Raw genomic sequence first — 23,284 nt, forward strand, 5'->3', positions numbered from 1 at the left:
ATATAAAAAAATAGTGGTGCTGGACAGTTTAGAATCAAAATTCGACTAGATCATTTCAGAATATCAAATTGTATAACAGATAAAAATACGCCGTTAATTTTTTAAATAGTTTTTAGTTACTTAGAACAAATAATAGTATTTTTATTTGGATAGTGCGTTATTTAGAACAATTAATTATTCACTTAAAAATAAAAGGTGATAATATGGCAAATATGAAACAACCTATTGGAATCCAGCCAGAAGGATCTCAAAGATTTAAGGGAAAAGAAGCTCTTAGAATGAATATTATGGCCGGCAGAATCGTTGCCGAAATAATAAAAACTACTTTAGGACCCAGAGGAATGGACAAAATGCTTGTGGAAAACTCTGGAGATGTAATGATAACTAATGATGGTGCGACTATTCTTAATAGAATAGACATATCACACCCAGCAGCTAAAATGATTGTTGAAGTTGCAAGGGCTCAAGATCAAGAAGTAGGAGACGGAACTACAACAGCGGTTGTATTGGCAGGAGAATTACTAAAGAAAGCAGAATCTTTAATTGACCAAGATGTTCACGTAACATCGATAACAACTGGATACAATATCGCTACAGAAAAAGCACTTAGCATCCTAAAAGAGATAGGGGAAAAAATATCAATGGATAATGACAAAATCCTTCTAGAAATAGCAAAAACTTCTATGACCGGCAAAGGTGCTGAAAAATCGATTGAAAAGTTAGCCAAAATAGCAGTAGAGGCAGTGAAAATAGCAACAAATACCAAAGAGGGAATAAATTCAGTTTCTAAAAACGATATAAAGATTACAATAAAAGAAGGGGGCGGCTTAGAGGATTCTGCTATTGTCAAAGGACTACTTGTAGATGAAAATAGAGCCTATGACTCAATGCCTCAAAAAATCAAAAATGCAAAAATAGCTATACTCACAAGCCCAATTCAAGTTAAAAAAACAGGTATCGATGCCAAAATAAGAATAACTTCACCTGCAAACGTACAGGGCTTTATAGATCAAGAAGATTTTATGCTAAAAAGAATGGTTGATAGAATTATCAACGCTGGTGCAAATGTTATAATATGTCAAAAAGGTATAGATGACGGCGCACTATCCTATCTTTCTAAAGCTGGCGCATATGCGCTAAAGAGTGTAAGTGAAAAAGAGATAAAGAAGATATCAAAGGCCACTGGTGCTAGAATAGTAAATATGGCCCTTGACCTTGAACCAAGCGATTTAGGAAAAGCAGAATTAGTTGAAGAAAGAAAAGTCGGCGATGAGTATATGACCTTTATCGAAGGTTGCGTCGATCCAAAAGCCGCAAGTATCTTAATCAGAGGCGGAACAAAGCAATTCGTTGAAACTGTCGAAAGAGCCTTAGATGATGCAATAGGCGTATTAATTACTGTTGTCAAAGAAGGAATTATTTGCACTGGAGCTGGAGCTACAGAGATGGAAATTGCTAAAAGATTGGCTACATTCTCAAATTCTGTAAAAGGTAGAGAACAGCTTGCAGTTAAGGCATTTGCTGAGGCTTTAGAAGGAATACCAAAAGCGATTGCAGACAATTCCGGTCTTGACATGATAGACATGCTAGTAAATCTTAGGGCGGCCCACAATAAAGACAATGGAAAATCAATGGGAATAAATATCAAAAATGGAAAAGTAGAAGACATGTTAAAAGCAGGAGTAGTTGAGCCTTTAAAATTAAAAGAGCAGGCAATAAAAAGTGCATCAGAATCAGTAGTAATGATACTTAGAATAGACGATGTCTTGGCAGGAAAAGAACTTGCAAAATCTGAAGCCTATAGAAACATGAGCGCAGGCTCTCAAATTGCTTAAATACTTTTTAATTTTTTTGTATTTTTAAAAAATAAAAATAATTTTTTCTTATTTTGGAATCAAGACTTTATCAATCATGTGACATATTCCATTTGAACATAGAATGTCAGGTTTTATGGCAATTGCATTTTCAAGCATTACCGTTTCAATTTCATTTGAACCTGCAGTTGATTTGGCCGAAGATATTTTAAGCTCTTTGCCTTGTAATGTCTTTACTTTGTTCAGTCCACCATGCATTCCAGAAAGTTTTCTTAATTCTGAAAGGTCATGTTTTCCGGATACAACATGATATTTCAATATTTCAGTTAACTTTGCCTTATCTTTAAGTAAACTTTCGACTGTACCTTTGGGGAGTGCTGCAAATGCACTATCTTGTGGTGCAAAAACTGTAAATGGTCCAGGTCCACTTAATACATCTACTAATCCCGCAACTTTTACCGCTTCAACTAACGTTTTAAAATTTCCTGCCGCAATGGCCGTTTCGACAATATTTTTCATATTTTCACCATATAATACTATACTCAAAATTATTTATCTTTTTCCCTTATTTAATAAATTAATAATGAAAATATATTTATATTAAATAATAAATACAATTAGAATAATTTAATTTATCGGGAATACGAAAAATAATTATTTTTGGTAAATATTAGATAAAGTAAAAGAAAATTGGTAAAACTTATATACTAGTTAATAAAAAATTAGACAATGTCTTGATAAACTAAGTTTAACTTAGTTTATTAGACTAAAAAAAGGAGGTTTGAAAAAATGGAAAGAGAAACATGGGGCAGTAAAATGGGCTTTTGGCTAGCTGCTGCTGGTTCTGCCATTGGACTTGGTAATATATGGCGTTTCCCTTATCTTACCGGTGCAAACGGTGGAGCTGCATTTGTCTTTATATATCTGTTAATTGTTTTAACTATTGGAATTTCAGTCATGTTAGCTGAATTTACAATAGGAAGACACACAAATCTAAATGCTGTTGGTGCATTTCAAAAACTAAAAGGTGGACCATGGCAGATAGCTGGTTGGATGGGAGTAATTGCAGGATTTGTTATTCTATCATATTACTCTGTAATTGGTGGATGGACAATAAAATATATACTCAGTTCATTTACTGGCATGATATCTACAAGTACTGATTCAACAAGCTATTTCCTTAGTTTCATTGCTAATGGACCCCAAACAGTTTTGTATCACGCTATCTTTATGGCAATCGTAATATTTGTAGTATATAGGGGCGTTGGAAAAGGAATAGAAGACACTTGCAAAATATTAATGCCAGCATTGTTCATACTCTTAGCAATATTAATTATTAGAGCAGTTACATTGCCAGGAGCACTTGCAGGCATAAACTTCTACCTTAATCCAGATTTTTCTAAGGTTACAGGAAAAACTATTCTTGCTGCACTTGGTCAAGCTTTCTTCTCGCTCTCATTGGGAATGGGGTGTATGATTACATATGGTAGTTATATAAAATCAAAGAAAGAATCATTACCAAGAGCCGCTGCAACTATAACATTATTGGATACTGGAGCTGCTTTTCTTGCCGGATTCGTTATATTTCCAACAGTTTTTGCATTTGGGGCTCAACCAAGCGCTGGACCGGGGCTTACATTCATTACACTACCTAAGGTATTTGCAATGATGCCCGGAGGCCAAATATGGTCTGCATTGTTCTTCCTACTTCTATGTGTTGCTGCAATTACATCTGCAATTTCATTACTAGAAGTGGTCGTAGCATATGTAATAGACAATCTCAAATGGCCAAGGCATAAGGCAGCTTTAATAATAGGCGGATCAATACTTCTATTAGGTATACCATCTGCATTATCCCAAGGGGCAGTTTCTATAAACATTTTGGGAATGAGTTTCTTAGACTTCTTGGATTTCGTGGCTAATAATATCTTATTAACTGTGGGTGGATTATTAATATCGCTCTTTGTTGGTTGGATAATTCCCGAAATCGCAAAGAAAGAAACTACCGCACATGGACCATTCACATTTCAGCCAATTTGGATATGGATATGCAGAATAGTAGCTCCCTTAGCGATATTCATCATAATCTTAGGCGGATTTGGACTATTCTAAATTTTTTATATTTTATTTTTTTAAGATTTAAATTTCTGGTGAGTCAATGGCTGAATGTTTGTACATGGAAGATTCTTACTTAAAAGAATTTGATGCAAATGTAATCTCTGCTAAAGGGAAATACATAATATTAGACAAAACTTCATTTTATCCAAATAGTGGAGGGGTAGAATGGGACACTGGTAAAATCATAAGTAAAAAAAATGGAAAAGAGTACAAGGTTATCTATGTGGGTAAATTTGAAGGAGAGATAAGCCATGAAACAGATGAAGAAGGGCTTATATTAGGAGATGAAGTGCATTGTACTATAGATTGGAACAGAAGATACCGATTAATGAGATATCATACAGCGGCCCATCTTATCTCTGGTATATTTAATAGAAATTACAACTTATTAATAACTGGCAATCAATTAACATCCGAGAAAGGGAGAATTGATCTCAATATGGAAAAATTTGATATGGAGTTTATCAAGAAAATAATTGATGAAGCAAATGAAATTATAAAGAAGGATCTACCTGTAGATATTTATTACAAAGATATTGAAGAGGCTAAAAAGGATACATCTCTATTCAAACTAGCTATGGATTTTCCTCATGAAGTTAAGAAATTAAGAATAGTAGATATAAAAGGATTTGATGCTCAAGCTGATGGCGGATGCCATGTAAAAAGTTTGAAGGAAATCGGCAAGATTATATTCCTTGAAGCTGTCAATAAGGGAAAAAACAACAGAAGAATATACTTTGCTCTTGAAGACTAGGAATAATTTAATAAGCAAATTATTTATCATCATTTCATGAAAAAAAACTATTGGACCATTGTCATTTCTGCAATTTTTTTTGGTCTAATAATACCAGGAGGACAGTTTTTTTCAAATCTTGGTTTTTCTCTTTATGATATCTCAGTCTATCCTTTATTGTTCCTTTTTTTGTATACTCTACCCATAATTGCTATTAAAAAAACATTTCCCCTTAATCGAGATAATATTTTATTTTTTTTACTGTATGGGCTTATTGGTGCTTTATTGCAATTGACACAATATGGAGGGGTTATTTTTGGGACTCCTGTGGCTATTGTTGCCATATTACTTTACACTCAACCCATATGGACAACTTTTTTTGGGAGATTAATCCTTAATGAAAAAATAACTAAAATGAAATTATTAGCAGTGACTGTTGCATTTCTTGGCGTCGTTTTTCTTCTTTCTCCTTGGAATATTAGTAATGTTGGTAGTACAAAAGGGTTGATTTCTTCTTTACTAGCCGGAATATTCCTCTCTTTATGGGTCATCTTTGCTAGAAAGACAGGAGTTAATAAAGATTATTACATAAATACTTTATCAGCTTATTCTTTTATATCGCTAATTTGGTTAATAGTTTTATTCCCCGTAATTAAAATTTTCTATAATAATGAATACCTAACAAGACTGTCTTATAATTTCCCAACTATTTATTGGGCGTATTTTGGTTTATTTTGTCTAATTGCTGTATTCGTGCCAAACTCCTTATTTTACAAAGCTATCGAAGAAGTAGAAGCATCTAAAGCCGGTATAATACTCCTTCTGGAGCCAGTTGTTGCATCTATCGTAGCCATGTTAGTATTTAGCCAGTATCTTAATTCAAGTATATTTGTAGGCGGCGGATTAATTCTTATATCAAATTATTTGGCAATGAAAGAGTAATAAAAGATTGCAATATATTTATATAACGTATAATAACGTTATTCATATGAAAAAAAGTGAAACGTCTGAGGGAATTGATTCTGATCTAACTTGCGAATTAATAGAGCAGGCATATAAACTTGGTGTCGACACATTTGGAATTGCAGATCTAGAGTTACTAAGAGAATATGACACCCACCCCAAAAATCTACTAGAAAACTATTCCAGAGGTATTAGCATAGGATTAAAAGCTCCGGACGAAGTTATTGAAAAACTTCCAGAAAGTAGGCCAATCTATGCAAAACATTATGTTATGATTAATGACAGATTAGATTTTATAGCTTACAGTCTTTCAAGATTTTTAGAATCCAAAAAATATAAAGCGCTCCCCATACCTGCATCAAAACCTCTCAAAGACTTGAAATGGAGGAGTTTTATATCCCACCGGGCTATTGCAAGAACTGCTGGCGTAGGCTGGATTGGAAAATCATTAAATTTAATAACCAAAGAATATGGCCCAAGAATCCGTTTTGCATCAATATTGACAGATGCCCCTCTTGAAATGGGGAAACCTTTAGAGAACAAATGTGGCGAATGTCAAAATTGCATTGATAGCTGCATTGTTGGAGCATTAAAAATTACTAGTTTCAAGGACTATCCCAAGAAAAGAGAAATTGCCCTTGACATAGATAAATGTGTTTCGAAACTTCAAGAATTTTCAAAAGATCCTGATTTAGATGTTATGGTTTGTGGCATATGTTTAAAGGTGTGCCCTTGGGGAAGAATTAATAAATAGTTGGAGTTATATAAATAAATTGGCATGCAAAAAATCCTAATACAAAGTATTCTATAATGTTAAAATATTTATATATCTTAGGCAGGGAATACATAAATGAAAGATGAAGAGAAATCTAAAGAACAATTGTTAGAAGATATCGCACAACTCAAAGAAGATTATCAATGCTACAAATTTCTTTTTGATAACGCCCCTCTGGGTTATATCTCAATTGATAAACACGGGAGGATTATAAAAGCTAATAGAATCTGTCTTGAATACTTAAATTATTCTGAAGAAGAACTTATTGGAAATTATTTAAATAAATTTATTAGCCCCGACTATCTTGATGATTTTACAAATTTTTTAGACAATTTCCTTGAAGAAGGTGTTGCAAAAAATGTAGAGTTTGAAATATTAAAGAAGTGTGACAAAAAAATTTTGTTTTCTATTAATGGCAAAATTGCCTATGATAGTAAAGGGCATTGCATAAAGGGCCATTTAATTTTAAATAATATTAAGGAAAAAAGAACAGTACTAGAAGCAATAACTGCAGGTAGGCAAAGATTGTATTCTCTATTGGAAGAATTACCTGCATATGTATGTGTTTATGGCCCAGATCTTTCAATGAAATTCGTGAATAGATATCTAAGAGATAATTTTGATTTGGCTGATGGAAAAAGTTGTCATAAGATATTCCATGGTTTAGAAGATAGAAGCCAAGAGCCGTGTTCATCATGCCCTGTTTTAGGTGTGTTCTCAACTAATAAAATAAATATTAGTGAAAGAACTCAAATCAATGGAAAAACTTACCAAATTTACGATTTTCCATTCAAAGATTATGATGGAACTATGCTTACTGTAGAAATGGGCATTGACATAACAGAAAGGAAAAAAATTCAAGAAGAACTTCAAACAAGAGAAAACACTCTAAATGGAATATTCGCAGCCGCCCCTATTGGTATTGGACTTATTAATGATAGAAAAATACAATGGTGTAATCCAAGAATGTGCGAAATGACTGGTTATTCTTATGAAGAGCTTAATAATAACGATACTAAATTATTATATGAACAAGAAAAAGAATATACTCATGTAGGCAGAGAACTAGAAATGAGCCACGAAGAAAATAAAATGGTAGATATAGAAACAAGATGGAAAAGAAAAAATGGAAGTGTTTTTGATTGCCATCTTAGAAGCAGTCCCCTGGATCCATCAAATCCTAAAAATGGAAACATTATCGCAATTATGGATATTACAGATAGAAAAAAAGCTCAGCTTCAACTTGAAGAAAATATACAATATATTGCCTTTTTAATTGACAACATAAGGAATCCCTTATCTATTATAAGTGGCTACGCCGAACTTAAAATAGAAGATGAAAGAATGAATAAAAGAATACTAAATCAAGTAGACAAAATTGAAGATTTGATAGAGGGATTAGACAGGGGATGGATTGATTCAGAAGACACAAAAGATTTTTTAAGAAGTTTCATGTAATTCGTTTGGAAAATATAAATAGAAAATAATAAATGTCTTATTGTTGATATAAAAATTAGTATTATAATAAATAAAAGAAATGTTAATCCATCAAGAATATTGCAGCAGCTAAGACGGTTGTCCATTTACCACATGCGTCGCCTTTAGTTGCAATGGCAATGCTTTCACTGTCAATTATTTTACCACTTGCTTTGTATATCTCGTTTCTTTCATCCCAAGCCGTATCTGGATTAAAGTCTATACCCAAAGTCGTTGCTAGCATCGTAGCGGCAAGGTCTTCCGCATAATCTCCAGAAAACTTTTCATCTTGCCCAAACATGTGGACTTCACTTAAATATCCATAAGTTCCTTTCTCTGCTGGCACAGCAAGACCTACTGCAGAGGATAATTGTCTATGAGGCTCATCTGTAGCATTTCTTGCCATTACACAATAAGTGATTTGTCCAGCTTTCAAGCATTTAAGTCCTTCCTCTCTCGGTATAATCTCACAATGAGGGGGAAGAATACTTGATACATAAACAAGATTGCATTTTTCTATTCCGGCTTCTCTTAGTGCAAGCTCAAAAGACTGAAGTTGGTCTTTGTGAACTCCTTTTCCTTTAACAAAGAACACTCTTTTAGGCACCATGATTCAAAACTATAATATGGGTATTTAAGCGTTTTGTGCCGTAATTATTAGACAAATACACCTTTAATCCTTTAATAGAAAGTATTAATCAAATTGATTACTAATAACTTAATTAAAAAAAGATAAAACATTAATTATAACTTTAAATCAGAAATAGAGTTATTTTATAACTTAGAATCTAATTATAATTCATTATTAATCTTTTTAAGGGTAAATAAATTAGATTTATTTTAATATTCTAAAACCTTATAAATATTAATTAATGACAAGGTAATATGTTCCCTATTGCAGACGAAAATTTTTCGGTGGAAAGACCTTATATCACATATGGATTGATAATCTCAAATATTGTCTTATATGCAATTAATTTTCTTACTGGAGACTCATTAAACAACATATTTGCTTTTGTTCCAAAAAATTTTCTTTTAGGTATAGAACCTTGGACAATTATTACTCATCAGTTTATGCATGGCGGGTGGGGCCATCTTTTAGGAAATATGTGGTTTCTTATAATATTTGGCGATAATATTGAAGCAACTATTGGAAAGGCAAAATACCTTATCTTTTATCTACTCTGTGGGATTATCGCTGCCTTTTCACATATGGCATTTAATATTGATTCAATTATCCCAACGGTAGGTGCATCCGGGGCGATATCGGGGGTTCTAGGCGCATATATAATTCTTTACCCAAAAAATAAAATTAGCACAATAATACCTTTTGGATTTATTAGAATATATAAAGTTGAGGCCCTTTATTACCTTGTGATATGGTTTGTTCTACAGTTATTATTCAATTTTACTGATCCATATGGAGGAGTTGCTTATATGGCGCATCTTGGTGGATTTGTTGGGGGCGCTATTTTAATAATACTATTTGGTGGAAGAAAGAAAAGAGCTCAAAACGATTCCCTGTATACATGGGAGAATCGTTATGATAAAGCTTAAAGATACTATTCATGAGGAAGAATCCTTTGAATCTCTTATACAAAAGAAGATCAGTACGGAGTTTTTATTCTTCTATAGTCTCATTGATATATGTTGCAATTGAAAAGAATCTTGCGGAACTAAAAGCTGGAATATTACGATAAGATATGGTTAAAGCTATAAGTCAATCGGAGTATAATGCCTATTAATGTGTGCACATTGAATGTGAAGAAAAAGAATAAAAATTAAGATTTTTGTTTTTTCATAAAGGTATCCATTCCAACTTCTACAATTATTGCCAAGACTATCAGTATTGCAGATACTGCAGCTGTCAATGCTATATCATTTTGGATTCCAGAGGAGATATCAGTTCTCTTAATGTAAATTCCTAATAATGCCCAGACTACAACAAGGCTATAAGCCACATCCTTTCTTGTGATAATCATCAAAAGCGTGATAATTAGGGCAACAATAATTACAATCATTGTCCAAATTACTTGACTGACCCCAAATCCATCCCAGTTAATTGATACTAGGAGAGCTGTAACATTTGCAATTGTTGCAACTGTGATCCATCCCAAATAAACACTGAATGGCATCTGGACAAAAAATCTTTCTTTTTTTGCTAGTATTGTTTTCCCAATATCTAATCTCAAAAATATTGTAAGAAGTGATAAGAAAAGCACCATCATAAGTATTAAGGACAGCGCCACTTTTTCGTAATGCCAAGCAAAAATCCACAAGATATTGGCAATACTTGCTAGGATAAAATAATACGATATTTTATCTAAGAATGGCATAGAAATTTTTTCTTTTTTAAATAAATCTCTTGCCTGATAAAATCCGAAAAATATTAAAAGGAGGTATATAAGCCCCCATACTGCAAAGGTAAGCCCCGCAGGTACGAAGAGATTTGGATAAGAATCAGAAAGCTCCCCAGTATACTTTCCATTCAAGGGAAGGGCATTTGCAAGAAAGTTAACAAAAATAGTTGCAAAAACTGCCAATAGATTAAAAATTTGTAATAATGATTTTTTATTTGGATTCATCATGTTATTAAGTATAATGCACAAGATTTAAGGTTTTCTAAGAAGTGAATTAATCAAAAAATGAGTTGTTTAGATCTGCATCATTACTGTAGCCCCTACTCTCCCAGTATCCTCTAAAATCCTGATTATCAGATATTTCAATTTTTGTAATCCATTTTGCCCACTTGTATCCCCATTTATCTTCGGCAACTAAAATGAATGGATAACCTATATCGGGGGTGAGCGTTACGCCATTTATTTTATACCCGATGATTATGTCTTTATTAATTATATAATCCAATGGAAGTGAAGTTGAATAACCATCATATGCATAAAATATTACGGTTTTTGCTTTTGGGTCTAGACTGACTTCATCAAAAATATCTTTTAGTAATATTCCTTCCCAAAGATTTATTGATTTCCAGCCTTCAACACAATTTATTTGGACAACTTTCTGATACTTTTGATGAGTATTTATGACTTGATCATATGTGTAAATTCTTTGTTCTTTAACTAATCCAGATATTTCCAATCTATAAGTGGATATATCTATCTTCTGTGGCCCTTTAATGGAAACATCTCTAACTTCTATAAATGAAGAAAGATTTTCTCCGTTGTATTCTCTAATCTCAACAGACTTCAACTCCTTAATATTCTCTTGAGATGCACATCCAGATGCCAATATTGCGGCACAAAAAGTAATTACTAGAATTATTTTATTCAAACTATCCCCTTATACCGCTATATTGTTATATTTTTATTTATAAAACAGTATTTCGTATAAAATAAAACATTTAGAAGATATATTCGTAGAATTTATTTCAAATACCTATCTTTTTTTATTTTTTATATTCAAAATGTCAGTAAATTAACATTAATCTTATATATCTTTCATTATACTTAATTAAAGGGGATTTAATGAATATTATGGATGGTGGTATCACAAAGGTAAAAGGAATAAAGGGCCAAGGTGTTCATGCCGGCTTTAAAAAAGAAAAACTAGATTTCACGATTATTTATTCTGAAAAATTGTGTAATGCTGCAGGTGTATTTACTAAAAATAAAGCAGCGGCCGCCCCTGTTATGGTGGATCGTGAGTTTCTTTCTGATGGAAAGGCACAAGCAATCGTATGCAACAGCGGGTTTGCAAATGCCTGCACAGGAGATGAAGGAATAAAAGACGCTTTGTTTACGGCAGAGTATGCAAGTAAAAAATTAGGAATAAAAAATGAAAACTGTCTTGTATTTTCTACAGGTATAATAGGAGTGCCCATACCAATGGACGTAATGAAAAGTGCAATTGAAAAAACTGTACCGATGCTTGAGAGTTCTCCTTGTGCTTCAGAGAATATAGCAACAGCTATTTTAACAACTGACCTTGTTAAAAAAGAGATAACAATCGAAAATGACGGGTATATAATATCTGGAATTACAAAAGGAAGTGGGATGATACATCCAAATATGGCAACTATGTTATGTTTTATTTTTACAGATGCCAATGTTCCTTCAGATATTCTAAAAGAATCACTTTTATCCTCAGTAAACAAATCATTTAATCGCATTTCTGTTGATGGTGACACTAGCACAAATGATTCATTGATTATAATGGCCAATGGTCTTTCAAACGTAAATATTGATTCAAAAGAAAAAATTGACAGTTTTAAAAAATCTTTGGACTATGTCTGCATAGAGTTAGCTAAGAAGATTGCAAGAGATGGAGAAGGGGCGACAAAGCTAGTAGAATGTGAATGCATTGGTGCCAAAAGTCAAGAAGATGCAGATATAGCATCGAAAGCAGTTATTTCCTCAAGCCTAGTCAAATCCGCTATTTTTGGAGAAGATCCAAATTGGGGCAGAATTGTAGCGGCCGTGGGGTACTCAGGAGCTGAAATGGACCTAACTCAATTAGACGTATGGATCGGAGATTTATTGATTGTAAAAAATGGAAAGGCAGCAGGTGTTCCCAAAAGTGAATCGAGAAAAGCACTACAAAAGGCTTTTGTTAAAATAGTAATAAATATGAACTTAGGGGATTATTCCTCCAAATCTTGGGGCTGCGATCTATCATATGACTATGTTAAAATTAATGCGGAATACCATACTTAAGGTGAGATTATGAACTTAGAAGAAGCAAAAAAATTGGAAAGTAATTATGTGTTTAATACATATGGAAGATTTCCATTGGTAGTGGAAAAGGGAGAAGGGTGCTATATATATTCAACAGACGGTAAAAAATATCTTGACTTTTTAGCAGGTATTGCCGTTAATTGTCTTGGACACGCACACCCACAAATTGTAAAAAGTATATCCGAACAGGTGAGAAAAGTAATTCATGTGAGTAACTTTTACCATATTCCTTCCCAGTACCTATTGGGGAAAAAACTGTGTGAAACGTCTGGCCTTGACAGGGCATTCTTTTGTAATAGTGGAGCTGAAGCTAATGAAGGAGCAATAAAACTTACAAGACGTTTTCAATCCCAGAAAGGAAAAGATGAGATAATTTATTTTTCACATTCATTTCATGGGAGGACAATTGCAACACTAATGACCACTGACAAGGACAAATATCGGGCAGGATTTGGACCGTTCCCCTCTGGATTTGTTAAAGCAGAATTTAATGATGTAAATGATATTGCTGAGAAAGTTAATAGTAAAACTGCTGCTTTCTTAGTTGAGCCTGTTCAAGGGGAAGGTGGAATTAATATCGCTTCAAAAGAATTCATGAAAACACTTTCTGACCTTAGAGAGGATAAAGGAATATTGATTGTTTTTGATGAAGTACAGTGTGGTATAGGCAGAACTGGAAAATGGTTTGCATTCCAGCACTATGATATTGAGCCTGATATAATGACTTTAGCCAAAGCCCTTGGCGGAGGAGTGCCAATAGGGGCGATTGTTGCAAAAAAAGAAGTATCTGATGTTTTAAAACCAGGAGATCATGGGACTACTTTTGGGGGAAATCCTCTAGCTACCTCTGTTGGAGTAACGGTAATGAACACTATCGAATCAGAAAAATTAATTGAAAATTCTAAAAAGATGGGGGATTACTTACTTAATAAACTAGAATTTATGTTGGATATGCCCCACGTTAAGGATCTTAGAGGTATGGGCCTTATGGTTGGAATAGAATTTGATGATTTATGCAGTGATTTTGTAAAAAGATGTTTTGACAATAATCTACTAATAAATTGCACACGAGACAAAGTAATTAGACTTGTTCCGCCATTAATAGTATCAAAAAAGGAGATTGATGAAGCCATAGAAATAATGAAAAAATCATTATAATTATTTCTGAAGCTCCATGATAGTAGCGGCAATATCTCCTTTATTTTTTAATAAAAGATTTTTTGCTTTTTCTTTATCTACACCTGTTTGGGCAACTACTAGATCTATATCATCGTCATTTATTGCAATCTCTACTTCTTTTAGCTCTTCTCTGTAGTTACCAGCAAGTTGATAAGTTTTTTGACCCATCATTGTAGTTTCTGTTAATTGAGGATTTTCAAAGACCATTTTCTTATCTTTTGTAAAAATAATAACTTTCTCCGCAGGGATATCTTTTGTAGATACTCCCATCTGTTTCATCATCTTCTGCATTTTTCTTTGATCCATCTTTGGATACATTATATCACCTAAAAAATTAAAATAAAAGAAAAAATATAAAGTTAACTATTTATTTTCTCTTTCTTTTGGATATTAAATAGTAAGCAACTGTGGATCCCCCAAGTAATCCTGGTAGTTCAAATCCAGGAACGCCTTTGATTGGAGATTGGGACTGCGCCTCTTTTACAGTTACATACATTACATCCTGCCCAGTGCCTCCTTTGTCGTCTGTGACTGTCAGTGTTGCTTTAAATACTCCTGTTGTTGCATATTGGTGAAGGGGTTCTGCGTCATTTGAAGAAGTACCATCTCCAAAGTCCCATTTGTACGCCACTATGTTTCCGTCATCATCAGTAGATTTTGTTCCGTCAAAATGAACTGCATCGCCAACTTTTGTTTCAAAGTCGCTTCCGGCGTTTGCAGTTGGAAATTTATTTGTAGTTTGAGTAGTGGTGGTAGTTTCTTGAGGAGTTGTTGATACTTCAGTATTCTTATCTGGTTGTTCTCCAGCTTTAGCGAAATTAACGGTATTAAAGAAACAAACGTTATTGCTATTTTTCATATCTGGATTACCGCCCATATATTTTCCATTTCCCCCAAGAAGCCATTTCCCGTCGTCTGCTACATGAATCGCCCAGAAATATACCTCTTTATTTGAACTGTTCCAAAGTTTCTTTCCGTTCCAATCAAAGAGGTAGTATCCATCCTTATCTGCGCCTGCTGCAATGTATTGCCCTTGTGAAGAGATATCTATATTGTTTACAGGCCCATTTGTCTTGTATGTCCATAATTTAGTCCCTTCTCTATTAAAATAAAAGATTGAACCGTCAGCACTACCTGCAACAATGTAAGTTCCTAATCCTGTTATAGATATGGTATTGATGGCAGATTTATTTTTATAGCTCCATTTAAGAATGCCTCCGGCATCAAGTAAATAAATATTACCGGTATTTGTTCCAACACTAACATATGGCCCAGTTCTACTTATAGCTATTGTTTCGGGTGTTCCGCTAACAGAATAAGTCCATATTAGATCTCCATTTGTTTTGAACAAATAAACGGATTTCTGAGATCCTACTGCGATATAGTTTTCAACTATTGAAATATAGTTTACTGAACTGTCTGTTTGATATTCCCAGAATAATTTACCTTGTTTATCCAATACAAATACTTTATCGGCGGCTCCCACAGGGATATATGAAGCAGTTTCATTGATTGCAAGAATTCTTGTTTCTAATTTAGTAGTATATTTCCATAAAGGATTACAAGAATAACTTGCGCTCTGGGTTGTATGATAATCCTCTACCCACCTATATCTTGAATCTGGATCTCCCGGCAAATATGGCTCCCAATGCCCCCCCACAATTTCTCTAGAACTACTCTTTGTAATGTCCACTGCTTTAGAGTTATCATATAATTCTACACCATCGTTCATTCCTACAACAGTATATCTCCCATCAGAAGTAAGAAGTATGGCCAAGGCACGTTTTTTACATCCCCATATAACTCCATCTTTATCACAAATGAATATTTCTGGATCTTCACCTACTGCTGCAGCTGCTGTATAGTATCCATTTGCAACTAAAGATAGACTTCTTACAGTGTCAGGCACTTGATAACAAAAAGTGCTTTCTGTCTCATCTGCTAGACAAACAGTCAAAACAGACAAAGTCAATATTAATGCTATTGAAATTCCTATTGATTGAGTTAACACTTTTTTCATTAAAACACCAATTATATTTAGAAACACTAGTATAAGAATTTATCTATTAACAATTCAAATTTGAAAATTGTTAAAATATATACCAAGTTAATAGAAAATTAAGAAATAGACTTCTTTTTGAATAATCCTTTAACATATAGCCTTGCCCAAATGAAGGCAATTGATGTTCCCAAAATATTTCCGGTAACAATCCCCCACCAAGCGCCGTTAATTCCCATATCCATAAGTATAGCAAATAAATAAGCAAAAGGGACCAAGAATATTATTGTCCTAAAAAGAGTAACTATAAGAGAATTGACCCCTTTGCCTGTTCCCTGAAACAAAGCTGAAGAAAACATTCCAAAAGCCACAAATGGATAAAAAATTGCAGTTATTCTTAAGAAGCTGATAAGATTTTCAAGAATTCTAAATCCTCCTTCAGATTGTGTGAATACCCAAGCAATTTGTGGTGCCAAGATAAAAACTATTGCCGCAACAAATGTTTCTATTAAAAATCCTATTTTTACAGAATAGATATAAGCAATATCTAATTTTTTTATTTCGTTTGCACCGTATGCTGCACCTGTAACAGCAGTGACTGCTGTGGACATCCCAATTAAGGGTAGTGATCCAAACATTACTATTCTCCATCCAGTTGTATATATTGCAATTCCATCTGTTCCCGCAACAGCTACCACAATTAAGTTCAATCCTAAAAAAGAAAATGACATAAGTAACTGAGATAATGTGAAAGGAACGCCCACTCTTAATATATCTAACAAAATAAATTTATGGAATCTAAAATTAGAAAGATTGATTGAAACATAACTATCCCTCTTGATGAAAAGCCAATAAAATAGGATTATAGAGGATATTGCCATTGAGATAATTGATGCCCAAGCTGCGCCTGCAACCCCCATCTTCAGAGGATATATGAATATTGGATCAAGTATTATATTCAATACAGATCCAAACGCCATTGCGTACATAGACCTCTTTGCGTCGCCTTCCCCCCTAAGGATCGAATTTGCAACATTTGCGAAGAAGATAAGTAATGTCCCAGCGAACATAATCTGAGCATAAATAGTGGCGTCGTCAATTACATTTCCAGCGCCCATTATATCAAAGAGATTTCTTGAAAATACAACAAAAGGGATTGTAATAATAATTCCCAATATTACCATTAATACAATAGTATGCGCGGCAACATTATCGGCTTCTTCTTTCTTATTGGATCCAATAAATCGGGATATTGCAGCACTTCCCCCCATCCCTATACCAGAACCAACTGACATAATCATGAAAAAGAAGGGAAAGAAAAATCCAACTGCAGATAGCGCATCAGGCCCCAAAAAGGAAACCCACAACGCATCAGCGAAATTGTATAAAGTTTGAACAAACATGGCTATAATCATCGGCATAGCTAACTTTATTATTGCTCTTTTAGGATCACCAAGAAGTGTCTTAATGCCCTCTGTATGTTTTTTTTGTTGATTCTGAATAATATTTTCCGACATAAGAAAGCCTATACAAATTAATAGACTTCCAAATCTAAATCCTAATTATAAATCTATCTATTTTTTGCAAAAATTATATTAAATAATATCCCATATAATACATATTTAAGAAAAGATTTTTAATAGTTTTATTCCTAATAGTAATTATGATTAAGAATGAGATTGTAAAACTCCCAAAAATGGAGAAAACAGAATATGACAAACTTATTTCAAAACAATACCTCTGTAGAGTTGCCTTTAGAGGAGACAAATATCCATATATTGCACCACTTTTATATATTTTTGATGGGAGTCATATGTACTTTTTATCAACAAATTATGGTAAAAAAATATCATTTTTTAGAGAGTATCCTTACGTCCTTGTAGAAATAGAGGAATATGAAAAGGATTTCTCGGATTTTAGTTTCATGGTTCTTTCAGGGAAACTTGTTCAGATTGATGATGAAAAAAATGATGAAGAAATCAGAAAAGGCTTTGTTAAAATGATAAAAGAAAGAAATCTATCAAAAGATATAATGATAGCTCTCGGTCATTCTCCTAAAGAACCTTTAGAGTCTCTTGTTAACGAAAAAAGGAGCATAGTCTGGAAACTAACTGATGTTGAAGAAATAAAAGCATTTAAGAAAAGCTAGTCTATCCCCAATAGTCCCTTACTTCGCATGAGTTAATATCTTCAACAGATAACAATTCATCAGGATATGGCTCAAAGAAACTCTGATTTTCTAGATATTTTTCATCAAACCTCAAAACCCAGGATTTAAGAATAGTAGTTGGTACGCTTAGAGACACATTTCCATTTCTATACTTATCTATAGTTTCAAAAAAGAATTCCTTTTCCTTTTTATTTAGATTTTTAGATATATATCCAAATCCATGCAACAGTATATTTATATTAGGAGAGCATTTTGGAGGCTTATCAAAAAGAGCGTAAAGATGAGATTCATAATTTTGAAATATTTTCTCCAGAGGATATTTATCCATATTTGCAACAATTCTTCCCAGTTCTCTTGTTTCTTTTTGACTGTATGCACCAAACAACAATTTATTGTATGACTGATATTCAACTAAATCTTTCTTTGACATTGCTTTTTTGATTTCTCTAAACCTCCTTAATGAATATATCTTTGTTAAAAAATGCTGTTTTATCCTAGAATTGAGTAATCTACCCTCGTCTTCTATCGCAAGATTGGGATATTTTTCTAAGACAGCTTTGCCGAAAAATCCTGAGCCTTTGGACTCTTTTGGTGGAGTTCCACTTCCTGCATTAATCTTAACATCTTTAATCCCACAAGAAGGCGATTTTGATTTTAAAATAAATCCATCAATATCCGTTAATTTGTCTAAAAAAGAATTAGAAAATTCAACCATATTTTTTGTAACGTCTGCATCAGTCTTTGGTTGTATCAGCTTTAAATCTCCTTCAAATGAAACAACTCTGATTGGGTCTCTTGGCACACCAAGCCCTATTTCAAATTCAGGACATATTGGGATAAATTCCGCAAAAGATTTTAATTTTTCTACAAAATCACTTGATATTATCTGCCCGTTGTACCTACATGCGTCAAACTCTATACATTTGCTGATAACAATTCTTGGTTTTAAAAAATCTTTCAAATTTATTCACCCAATCTTTCTACAATTTGAATCAGTTCTATTATATCTTTTTCAGATGGAAATCCCATTCCTCTGAATCTTATTAAACCTTCTCTATCTAAAAGAAAAACATGACCATTATTTAGATTATCAATTAAAAGATAGGAAGTATAGTCTCTATAGTTGCCATAATGTGTCAAGACGTTCTTATGTTTTTCATTAGGAATCCCTGCCCTCATTCCCCCATCTATCGAACCACGGAATACCCTCCAGATGCCACCTAACATCGGTATTTCATAATAGGCATACTTTTCTTTGTTAGAAAATCTATTCTCAAACGGAATAGCCCAAGAATCAATCATTTCTTGAGCCTGACGAACAAATGCAATTGCAATTAGAGTGACTTTTCCTATTGCCATATCTGGAAGCCTGACTTCAGTTTTAGCAAGAGAATAAGCAGTTATTTTTGGAATATTTTTCCAATTAATTCTTGATTTTCCATAGCTAAATATTGGTACTATGGTCATTTATCTTTTTCGCATAGGCATTCGGGTCGAATTTTCTCTTCAATCCTTTATCGTTCATATATCGGATATTCCCAAAGATTTTTCTCTCAGCCCATGGCCTATCATGCTTTCCAAAGCACCAAGCAACTCCAGTATACCCATTTGCATCACGCCCATCTAACTCATATTTATCATTCAAATGAATTAAGATTTTATATGCATCTATAGGGGATTTAGACCATTCGATAACCTTCTTCCCCCAATACATTCTCATATATCCATGCATTTTACCGGTGTATACCATTTCTTTTTGGGCAGCGTTCCAGTATGGATCATGGGTGTTTGCATTTTCCAATTCTTTAAGAGAATAGATATAATCACGAGGGTCTTTTTCGTGAAATTCTAATGTTCGTCTACACCAATCAGGCAATCCTTTATATGAATCATAGTTAGGATTATAATATACATAGTTCATAGCAAGTTCTCGTCTTACAATTAATTCTTCCAAATAGGATTCCTTTCCAGGGCTTTCAGCCTGTATAATTTTCAATGTAATGTAGAGAGGAGATATTTGGCCAAAATGTAGGTATGGGCTCATATTTGATAAATAATCAAGATTTGGATTATTTCTTAAATCGTCATATCTATCAATTTTATTTTTTATGAAGGAATCAAGATGGCTTTTGGCTTCTGATGTCCCGCCAAATAAATTAGGTACAACTTTTACGCTTCTGTCTATCTTTAGATATTTAATTAATTCCTCGGGGTCGTCTATATCTAAAGAGTCAAAGTCCATTGATAAAGAACTTTTAATTGATTTAATCGAATCTACAGGAACAATATATCGGTCTAGCAATTTTTTTATTTTTGGCCTGATAGTAGCAGCAGCATATTCTTCTTTTGTTGAAACTTCTTCTACGGGGACATCTGTGTTAGTTTCAATCTCAATTAAGGGGCAATCAATATTATTTGCAACATAATTTCTCCAATGACGTTCAATTCTTTGATATCCCATGTCTACAATCACAAGTGATGCATCATTTGATATCTCTGTTGCTCCGATTTCTGGAGAAATATTCTGAATAACAAATTTAATTCCTATATCTTTCAAAGATTCTCCAACTTCATATAATCCTTCAAGCATAAAAGAAAAGTTTCTGAGATTTGCATTTGGAAATTTTTCTGTTAATCCAAAAAATACGACAATTGGCTTCTTAAGAGAATTAGCTTTTATAATCGAATATTCTAGGGCATGATTGTACTCTGTTCTTTGAGATGCTTGCATCCAGTATAAAACGTAATCTCCGTTTTTTTCTTTTTTGTTATTTAAAAATTTTATTCGCTCATTTTGGATCAATTCTGCACCTTAAAATAAATTGATTTTCAAGTATAGATGATTTTCGGTTAAAAAATAAAATATAAAAATTAATTCTTTTTATCTATTTCCATCATGACTCCAGCGTATAAAGAGAATCCTATCATGCCAGTTATGAAAGATGCTATTGCAGTTCCAACGAAGGGTACATTTGATAATATCCCAACTAAACCTAAATTTAATACCAAGACTAAGAGCCATGCAATTATATAGTCTCCAGTAAATATATATTTGGATATTTCTTTGAAGTTGAAAGCTTCGGAGAATTTATCTGTTTTAATGTATTTTAGAACAGCAACAGGTGCCACATATGTAGCTATCAATATGAGGATAACTACAATTATTATCAACGGCAATGCCGCCAATAAATATGGCATGAACATTGGAATGAACTCTTCGGGATTCATCATTTCAACTCTTTGGGCTCCCATGGATATAAGTTGGCCGAACAAAGGTCCAAACGCTACAAAGAAAGCAATGGCGGCAACAATCAAAGCCGGGATACCATAGACCAATGAAACTATAAAGGCCATAAGCCCTTTAACAAAGAATCCACCCAGATCTTCCCATTCTTCCATCTTGTCAGTCTGCTCTCCTCTCTTTATATCTGAACTTTCAAGTATGTATCCATACGAGATTAAGTTCACAATTGGGATTATATTGATAACTATCCCAATAAGGAGTTTTCTGAAGTCAGAAAATGGTTTTTTGAATGATAAATTATAGTCTACCATCAGACGAAAGATAAAAAAATTCATTTATATGTTTTTTGAATCATTTTCATAGTAAGTTTAATAAGATTCAATTAAAAGTTGGTAATATGAAAAATAAAGCCATAGCACTATTTGGAATTTTCGCAATTTTATTTTTTTCTTCTGTACCCGGTGTGATTTGTGAAGAAACTAATAGCATCTACATAAAAATTTACGAAGATGGAAGTGCATTGTGGAATCTGGAAACTAGATTTGAACTAAAAACTCAAGCAGATATTGACTTCTTTAATGAATACATGGCTGCATTAGAAGAGGATAAGAATTTTATTATTCAAAAAAAGAAAGATTCGCTTCAAAACATAATAAACAGAGTAGCTTATTCTTCAGGAAGAGAAATGACTATTGAGAATATTTCTTTGAACTATCAGATTATTGATTCAATTAATAAAAAATATGGTGTTGTAAATATCAAATTCTTGTGGAAGGGCTTTGGCCTTAAAGACAAAGACATAATCCAGATAGGCGACTCATTTAGTGAAGGCAGTCATTTGAAGGAAGGAGAAGTTCTTGTAATTGAATATCCCAAGGAATATTCAATTGTTAGCCTTAATCCAGAGCCAAACGAAAGAAGAGAAAATTCAATATTCTGGTACGGTCCAAAAATCTTATTAAATAATGAACCAAAAATTGTCTTGGAAAAGAAATCATTACTGGGTTCTTTGAATATCTTTCTATTTGGTTTTATCGGTATTTTGGTAATTGTTATAGTTCTGACATTTTATTTTGTCATGAACAAAAAAAAGAAAAATACGCCCATATTACTATCTGATCAAGAAAAAGTCATCAGTATTCTAAGGTCATCAGGAGGTAAATGCTTTCAAAATGATATTGTTTCGCAATCCGGTATGTCTAAATCCAAAATCAGCCAAATTATTTCTGAAATGGAGAAAAATGAATTAATAGTTAAACAGAAATATGGAAAAAACAATTTAATAATCCTAAAGAATTAATTTTTTCATTGGATCATTATTTTAAATGATTATGATATTACTAATATCATGATATAAATAATCAATTCGAAAAGATTAAAAAGACTTATAGTAAGTTGTTTTAAGAACCATGAACAAATTAATTGATTTAATATCTTCAAATGAGATTGGCTAATGCAGAGAATTCTTGATTATGCGAAAGCTAATGATTATACTAAATATACCTCAACGTTGGTTGAAGCGTGGAGACTTTCTATATCTGGCCTTTCTGAAAGTTTTATTGAAGGTTTGAAAAAATACAATGGTATTCCAGACTTAAGCCCTGATGAAGATTATTCTAAAGACACTATCGCTGCGTTTGGTATTCTCGAAGCACAAAGACATAGGAGTAGAGGCGTCACTCTTTCAATGTTTTTAGGGCTAATGAAATATTATAGGCAAAGTTACTTGGATTTAATATCACAAACGGATTTTGATAATAACGATAAGAACAAATATTTAAAATATATAAATCGATTCTTCGACAGACTAGAAATAGGATTTTCAAGTGAATGGAGCGAATCAGGTGAAAAAGACCTTATTGAAGACCTCCAATCTAAGAATCGGTATATGACTAATGAAAAAAATAAGTATCTAACTATATTTGATAGTCTTAATGCACCTATGTTTTTTGTAAATGAAAAAAATATTATCGAAAATTTGAACCATGCGACTTCAGAATATTTTGAATTCTATAAAACATCTGGCGAAAAATACTACGAAATTGCAAAGAAAGAAATTGATCTATATTTCTTAAAGGACGAAATTAAAGCCTTTACATTATCAAAAAAAGAAAAGTCAGAA

The 23,284-nt window shown here is 33.0% G+C and carries 24 protein-coding genes; 13 read left to right on the forward strand and 11 right to left on the reverse strand.

What is annotated here, in order from left to right; genetic code table 11:
* The first annotated feature begins 203 nt into the window (after nucleotides 1-203).
* On the forward strand, nucleotides 204-1,835 hold the full coding sequence (gene thsA, locus PLI06_04885; GenBank protein ID HOI76931.1) for a thermosome subunit alpha: 1,632 nt from the start codon (nucleotides 204-206) through the stop codon (nucleotides 1,833-1,835).
* A 48-nt stretch (nucleotides 1,836-1,883) separates the two neighbouring features.
* Here the strand turns inward: thsA and PLI06_04890 are convergent, their stop codons facing one another.
* A complete protein-coding gene (locus PLI06_04890; protein ID HOI76932.1) occupies nucleotides 1,884-2,333 on the reverse strand; it encodes a fasciclin domain-containing protein in 450 nt (149 codons plus the stop codon).
* 270 nt (nucleotides 2,334-2,603) lie between these two features.
* On the opposite strand from PLI06_04890, the gene PLI06_04895 reads away from it, so the two are divergent.
* The 5 genes from PLI06_04895 (at nucleotide 2,604) to PLI06_04915 (ending at nucleotide 7,861) form a co-directional block, all read left to right on the forward strand.
* A complete protein-coding gene (locus tag PLI06_04895) occupies nucleotides 2,604-3,926 on the forward strand; it encodes a sodium-dependent transporter (protein HOI76933.1) in 1,323 nt (440 codons plus the stop codon).
* 46 nt (nucleotides 3,927-3,972) lie between these two features.
* Nucleotides 3,973-4,686, forward strand: coding sequence for an alanyl-tRNA editing protein (locus PLI06_04900; protein ID HOI76934.1), 714 nt, complete (start codon nucleotides 3,973-3,975; stop codon nucleotides 4,684-4,686).
* Nucleotides 4,687-4,722: 36 nt separating this feature from the next.
* Nucleotides 4,723-5,607, forward strand: coding sequence for a DMT family transporter (locus PLI06_04905; protein ID HOI76935.1), 885 nt, complete (start codon nucleotides 4,723-4,725; stop codon nucleotides 5,605-5,607).
* A 46-nt stretch (nucleotides 5,608-5,653) separates the two neighbouring features.
* Complete coding sequence (locus PLI06_04910; protein HOI76936.1) at nucleotides 5,654-6,382, forward strand: 4Fe-4S double cluster binding domain-containing protein; 729 nt, start codon at nucleotides 5,654-5,656, stop codon at nucleotides 6,380-6,382.
* A gap of 96 nt (nucleotides 6,383-6,478) precedes the next feature.
* Nucleotides 6,479-7,861: a PAS domain S-box protein gene (locus PLI06_04915; protein HOI76937.1), complete on the forward strand. Its 1,383-nt coding sequence runs from the start codon at nucleotides 6,479-6,481 to the stop codon at nucleotides 7,859-7,861.
* A gap of 82 nt (nucleotides 7,862-7,943) precedes the next feature.
* Here the strand turns inward: PLI06_04915 and PLI06_04920 are convergent, their stop codons facing one another.
* Nucleotides 7,944-8,489 carry an arginine decarboxylase, pyruvoyl-dependent gene (locus PLI06_04920; protein HOI76938.1) on the reverse strand — a complete coding sequence of 182 codons (546 nt, stop codon included), beginning with the start codon at nucleotides 8,487-8,489 and terminating at the stop codon, nucleotides 7,944-7,946.
* A gap of 275 nt (nucleotides 8,490-8,764) precedes the next feature.
* Here PLI06_04920 and PLI06_04925 point away from each other — a divergent pair, with 275 nt between their 5' ends.
* Together PLI06_04925 and PLI06_04930 are read left to right on the forward strand one after the other, a co-directional pair.
* Nucleotides 8,765-9,436 carry a rhomboid family intramembrane serine protease gene (locus tag PLI06_04925; GenBank protein HOI76939.1) on the forward strand — a complete coding sequence of 224 codons (672 nt, stop codon included), beginning with the start codon at nucleotides 8,765-8,767 and terminating at the stop codon, nucleotides 9,434-9,436.
* Nucleotides 9,437-9,447: 11 nt separating this feature from the next.
* Nucleotides 9,448-9,579, forward strand: a complete 132-nt coding sequence (locus PLI06_04930) for a hypothetical protein (GenBank protein HOI76940.1) — start codon at nucleotides 9,448-9,450, stop codon at nucleotides 9,577-9,579.
* A gap of 81 nt (nucleotides 9,580-9,660) precedes the next feature.
* Here PLI06_04930 and PLI06_04935 read toward each other — a convergent pair whose 3' ends face one another.
* Nucleotides 9,661-10,467: a hypothetical protein gene (locus tag PLI06_04935; GenBank protein HOI76941.1), complete on the reverse strand. Its 807-nt coding sequence runs from the start codon at nucleotides 10,465-10,467 to the stop codon at nucleotides 9,661-9,663.
* A 46-nt stretch (nucleotides 10,468-10,513) separates the two neighbouring features.
* Complete coding sequence (locus PLI06_04940; protein ID HOI76942.1) at nucleotides 10,514-11,167, reverse strand: molybdopterin-dependent oxidoreductase; 654 nt, start codon at nucleotides 11,165-11,167, stop codon at nucleotides 10,514-10,516.
* Between the two features lie 194 nt (nucleotides 11,168-11,361).
* Between PLI06_04940 and argJ the strand changes: the two genes are divergently transcribed.
* Nucleotides 11,362-12,549 carry a bifunctional glutamate N-acetyltransferase/amino-acid acetyltransferase ArgJ gene (gene argJ, locus PLI06_04945; protein HOI76943.1) on the forward strand — a complete coding sequence of 396 codons (1,188 nt, stop codon included), beginning with the start codon at nucleotides 11,362-11,364 and terminating at the stop codon, nucleotides 12,547-12,549.
* A 9-nt stretch (nucleotides 12,550-12,558) separates the two neighbouring features.
* Nucleotides 12,559-13,728 carry an aspartate aminotransferase family protein gene (locus PLI06_04950; GenBank protein HOI76944.1) on the forward strand — a complete coding sequence of 390 codons (1,170 nt, stop codon included), beginning with the start codon at nucleotides 12,559-12,561 and terminating at the stop codon, nucleotides 13,726-13,728.
* Here PLI06_04950 and PLI06_04955 read toward each other — a convergent pair whose 3' ends face one another.
* From PLI06_04955 to PLI06_04965, 3 genes are all read right to left on the reverse strand, one after another.
* A complete protein-coding gene (locus PLI06_04955; GenBank protein HOI76945.1) occupies nucleotides 13,729-14,067 on the reverse strand; it encodes a nascent polypeptide-associated complex protein in 339 nt (112 codons plus the stop codon).
* 49 nt (nucleotides 14,068-14,116) lie between these two features.
* Nucleotides 14,117-15,769 (reverse strand): DUF5711 family protein, encoded by a 1,653-nt coding sequence (locus PLI06_04960; GenBank protein ID HOI76946.1) that lies wholly within the window; start codon nucleotides 15,767-15,769, stop codon nucleotides 14,117-14,119.
* Between the two features lie 98 nt (nucleotides 15,770-15,867).
* Entirely contained in the window at nucleotides 15,868-17,265 is a 1,398-nt protein-coding gene (locus PLI06_04965) for an MATE family efflux transporter (GenBank protein ID HOI76947.1), read from the reverse strand.
* 146 nt (nucleotides 17,266-17,411) lie between these two features.
* Here PLI06_04965 and PLI06_04970 point away from each other — a divergent pair, with 146 nt between their 5' ends.
* Nucleotides 17,412-17,897, forward strand: a complete 486-nt coding sequence (locus PLI06_04970; protein HOI76948.1) for a pyridoxamine 5'-phosphate oxidase family protein — start codon at nucleotides 17,412-17,414, stop codon at nucleotides 17,895-17,897.
* Nucleotide 17,898: 1 nt separating this feature from the next.
* Here the strand turns inward: PLI06_04970 and PLI06_04975 are convergent, their stop codons facing one another.
* The 4 genes from PLI06_04975 to PLI06_04990 form a co-directional block, all read right to left on the reverse strand.
* On the reverse strand, nucleotides 17,899-18,879 hold the full coding sequence (locus PLI06_04975) for a DUF523 and DUF1722 domain-containing protein (protein ID HOI76949.1): 981 nt from the start codon (nucleotides 18,877-18,879) through the stop codon (nucleotides 17,899-17,901).
* A gap of 2 nt (nucleotides 18,880-18,881) precedes the next feature.
* Nucleotides 18,882-19,385: a hypothetical protein gene (locus PLI06_04980; GenBank protein HOI76950.1), complete on the reverse strand. Its 504-nt coding sequence runs from the start codon at nucleotides 19,383-19,385 to the stop codon at nucleotides 18,882-18,884.
* Nucleotides 19,363-20,721 carry a deoxyribodipyrimidine photo-lyase gene (locus PLI06_04985; protein ID HOI76951.1) on the reverse strand — a complete coding sequence of 453 codons (1,359 nt, stop codon included), beginning with the start codon at nucleotides 20,719-20,721 and terminating at the stop codon, nucleotides 19,363-19,365. The genes PLI06_04980 and PLI06_04985 overlap by 23 nt, the downstream gene beginning before the upstream one ends.
* A 68-nt stretch (nucleotides 20,722-20,789) precedes the next feature.
* Nucleotides 20,790-21,473, reverse strand: a complete 684-nt coding sequence (locus PLI06_04990; GenBank protein ID HOI76952.1) for a DUF4013 domain-containing protein — start codon at nucleotides 21,471-21,473, stop codon at nucleotides 20,790-20,792.
* Nucleotides 21,474-21,559: 86 nt separating this feature from the next.
* Here PLI06_04990 and PLI06_04995 point away from each other — a divergent pair, with 86 nt between their 5' ends.
* Nucleotides 21,560-22,462, forward strand: a complete 903-nt coding sequence (locus PLI06_04995; protein ID HOI76953.1) for a DUF4897 domain-containing protein — start codon at nucleotides 21,560-21,562, stop codon at nucleotides 22,460-22,462.
* A gap of 153 nt (nucleotides 22,463-22,615) precedes the next feature.
* Nucleotides 22,616-23,284, forward strand: a 669-nt coding sequence (locus PLI06_05000) for a hypothetical protein (protein HOI76954.1), incomplete at its 3' end; no start/stop codon positions are given.

Origin of the sequence: Methanofastidiosum sp., assembly GCA_035362715.1 — an archaeon.
Taxonomy (GTDB): domain Archaea; phylum Methanobacteriota_B; class Thermococci; order Methanofastidiosales; family Methanofastidiosaceae; genus Methanofastidiosum.